The 3,359-nt window shown below is 54.4% G+C and carries 4 protein-coding genes; 3 read left to right on the top strand and 1 reads right to left on the bottom strand.

Annotation, left to right across the window (positions count from 1 at the left end):
• Window positions 1-237 (top strand): hypothetical protein (locus NF543_RS25070; RefSeq protein ID WP_257670941.1); only part of this gene is annotated, 237 nt, incomplete at its 5' end.
• A 1-nt stretch (window position 238) separates the two neighbouring features.
• On the opposite strand, the gene NF543_RS25065 is transcribed toward NF543_RS25070, so the two are convergent.
• A complete protein-coding gene (locus NF543_RS25065) occupies window positions 239-865 on the bottom strand; it encodes a rhomboid family intramembrane serine protease (RefSeq protein WP_257670940.1) in 627 nt (208 codons plus the stop codon).
• A 141-nt stretch (window positions 866-1,006) separates the two neighbouring features.
• Between NF543_RS25065 and NF543_RS25060 the strand changes: the two genes are divergently transcribed.
• On the top strand, window positions 1,007-3,151 hold the full coding sequence (locus NF543_RS25060) for a peptidase domain-containing ABC transporter (RefSeq protein WP_257957581.1): 2,145 nt from the start codon (window positions 1,007-1,009) through the stop codon (window positions 3,149-3,151).
• Window positions 3,133-3,336 (top strand): hypothetical protein, encoded by a 204-nt coding sequence (locus NF543_RS25055; protein ID WP_257957580.1) that lies wholly within the window; start codon window positions 3,133-3,135, stop codon window positions 3,334-3,336. Before NF543_RS25060 ends, NF543_RS25055 begins: the two co-directional genes overlap by 19 nt.
• The last annotated feature ends 23 nt before the right edge of the window (window positions 3,337-3,359 follow it).

Genomic DNA, 3,359 nt, shown 5'->3' with positions numbered 1-3,359 from the left:
TTGGCATACCTTCCAATAGGGGAAGGCGACACTAAAATTTTTATGATGAATACTAAACAACATGTTCGATCCAATCCATTGGCAATCCCCAAAGGGATGCGCCGTATGGACCCCAATACCCCGGCAATCATCCAAGGGGGCAAGCGGCGGGAGGGCGCACTCGCTTGGCGGCTAGGTATCGGTCTCACTGCCAGTGTGTACTTAGGTCCGGTAGGGTTCATTTTAGCCATCTTTTAATCTACAATCGTAAGACTCCGTTCCAGGTGGCAGGGCTCATCAACACGGCCAATATCCATCCTGCAAGGGCGCCATACCAATGTATGGCTGCCACTTGCAGGATTTTGAAGCGCATGGACAAGGTAAGGCCCACAAATAGGACGACGCTGATATGGAACCCGTGGACCCCGGTCCAAAACGAGTCCGTTATCGGTACGTCCCCGAAGGGCAGGTATGCATAATAAAACATGACCAAACCAAATACCAATGCGGAGCTTCCCATTGACCAATGTGCAATGTGTTTGCGGTGTTCAAAAGCAGAAGCAACGCCGGCGAGCAATGCAATGCAGATGATCATATTCAATAAGGATAGCCGACCGTAAACCGGGCCAAAGTCGTCTACTAACATGTACTCCACCTCACCCATAAATACCATGAGAAAGAAGACATTCAAAAGCAAGTGTTTCCATCCTCCATGAACAAATAGGGAAGTCCATAAGGTATACAGCCGTCTCCCTCGCCAAATGGCATAAGGATATAATTGCAGCCTCGTAAATAATGGTGGCAGGTATAAGGCAACCACACTTGTAACGAATACAAGAATAGAAAAAACATACGCTAATGGCGCTTCATGTAGTGCAGGTAGCATAAGCTACAAATTGTTAGGTCCGGGTACGGACGAGGTTAACGAATCATTAAATTAATGTTAAATATATAATATTCCTACAGACAATAACCAATCAACCTTAAAAAGCACATAAATGTTACTATCAATCCCAGCCCCTCAGCCATGAAAACCGTTCGCCAAAATGACCAGAACGACTGCGGAGCCGCATGCCTTGCAGCCGTAGCCAGCCATTATGGAAAGCCGCTATCCGTAGCCCATATCCGACTGCTGGTGAGCACCGATACCGTGGGTAGTACACTCGCGGGTTTGCAGCATGCAGCTTTGCGGTTGGGTTTTCAGGCCGAGGCTGTATCTGGCGATTATGAGGGCATTTGCCAAGCGATGTTGCCGGCCATCGTACACCTCGACCACTCCGATACCGGGCAGCATTTCGTGGTGCTGTGTAAGGCCGGAAAGCGTCATACTACCGTGATGGATCCGGCTAATGGCCGTCGCCACCGCTGGCCTCAAAGCCGCTTTTGCCAGTATTGGAGCGGTGCTGCCTTGCTGCTGCTTCCGGGGGCCGATTTTGTCGCAGAAGCTCCCCAACCAAGCACATGGCAGCGCTTCATTCATTTGCTGTATCCCCATCGCCGTATACTACTAAAGGCATTGCTATTTGCCGTAGCCAGCACGGTGCTGGCCTTAGGCGGCGCATGGTTTGTGAAACTTTTGGCCGATCGGGTAGTGCCTGCGGCTAATCTCCTGATGCTCCATCAGCTGGGCGGGCTTTTTGGCCTCCTGTTGCTGCTCCAAGTGGCGGCGAGTGCTGGTCGCCGTATCCTTACCCTGCATACCGGTCGGGCCATCGATGCCCGCCTGCTCAATGGCTACTGCCGCCATCTGTTGGCTTTGCCCCAGCGGTTTTTCAACCAGATGCAGACGGGTGAACTACTCTCCCGTATGGGCGATGCGGCCAAGATACGCCAATTCATCAACGACGTCTTGATCCAACTCTGTATCCCCGTGGCCATCCTGATGGGCACCCTACTGCTGCTATTGGCCAGTCACCCACGGCTTGGGTTTATCCTATTGGTGGCTATCCCCTTGCACATCATCGTGTATGCCGTCGGCAACCTGTTGCATCGCCGAATCCAGCGTCGCCTTATGGAGGCCGACGCCGCGCTGGACGCCCAGTTTACCGAAAGCTTCCAGGCTATCGCCACGGTGAAGCAGCTTGGCTTAGCACAGATCCATGCCCATAAGCTGGAGGCACGCATCTACGACTTACTGCAACAGGCCCATGCCTCCGGCCGTGGCACCACCTTCGTAGATGAGACCACCTCTCTTTTGGCACAGGCCTTTGCGCTTGTTTTGCTATGGGGTGGTGGAGGCATGGTATTGCAAGGCGAGTTATCGCTGGGAGAGCTGCTGGCTTTCTATACGCTCAGCGGTTATTTCAGCGCGGCCATGGCCCAACTCATGCCCCTAACGAAGTATTTCCAAGAAGCGCGTATCGCAGCCGAGCGGCTGTATGGCATCTTGGAGTTGCCTCCCGATGAGCATCCCGGTTCTACGCAGCTCCAGCCTGAAAATAGCCTGCCCATCCGATTGGAAAATGTGCGTTTCGGTTACCGGCCAGGGCAGGAGATCATCAAAGGGATATCCCTCAACTTCCAAGCTGGCGCAATCACCGTCATCCATGGAAGCTCCGGCTCGGGCAAGAGTACGCTGCTATCGTTATTGATGCGGCAACATCCCTTATCCGGTGGCCACATCCATTTGGGTATCCACCCTTTCGCCTTGGTGAGCCAAGAGGCCCTGCATCGGCTCATCGCCATCGTGCCCCAGCATACCCAACTTTTTGATGATACCCTTGCCGCTAATATCTGCCCCGGCGAACCGCGACCGGATACGGCCCGGTTGGAAGCCATCTGCCAAGAGCTGGGGCTGATGCCACTCATCGAAACCTTGCCACAGGGATTTGATGCGCTTATAGGCCCCAATGGTTGCCTGCTCAGTGGTGGGCAACGCCAGCGTATCGCCCTGGCCCGTGCCTTGTATCGGCAGCCACAGGTGCTGCTACTCGATGAGGCGACGGCTTCGCTGGATGCCGAATCCGAAGCGTTGGTATACCGTACGCTCCTACGGTGTAAGGCGCAGGGCATGGCCATCATACTGGTAAGCCACCGGGAGCGTGCGCTCCAGTTGGCCGACCGCATCCTGCATCTCGNGAGGCGACGGCTTCGCTGGATGCCGAATCCGAAGCGTTGGTATACCGTACGCTCCTACGGTGTAAGGCGCAGGGCATGGCCATCATACTGGTAAGCCACCGGGAGCGTGCGCTCCAGTTGGCCGACCGCATCCTGCATCTCGAGGATGGACATTTGACAAGACCAACAGACCGTACACCATATCACCCACACATGCCCCGCGAGACTACGCAGGCCGGATCAGCCCCCGACCGAGGTACCATGCGGGGAAACAACACGACAGAGGCACCTGATGTATGATTCATATCATCTACAAATACAGG

It is taken from the genome of Parapedobacter tibetensis, from assembly GCF_024704835.1.
Classification (GTDB): domain Bacteria; phylum Bacteroidota; class Bacteroidia; order Sphingobacteriales; family Sphingobacteriaceae; genus Parapedobacter; species Parapedobacter tibetensis.
The sequence above is the reverse complement of the archived record's forward strand: the minus strand, read 5'-3'. Positions and strand labels throughout refer to the sequence as shown.

Bases quoted from the DNA above. Each gene is read 5' to 3' on its own strand.
- NF543_RS25065 (WP_257670940.1), bottom strand. From the start codon at position 865: ATGCTACCTGCACTACATGAAGCGCCATTAGCGTATGTTTTTTCTATT.
- NF543_RS25055 (WP_257957580.1), top strand. From the start codon at position 3,133: ATGGCCATCATACTGGTAAGCCACCGGGAGCGTGCGCTCCAGTTGGCC.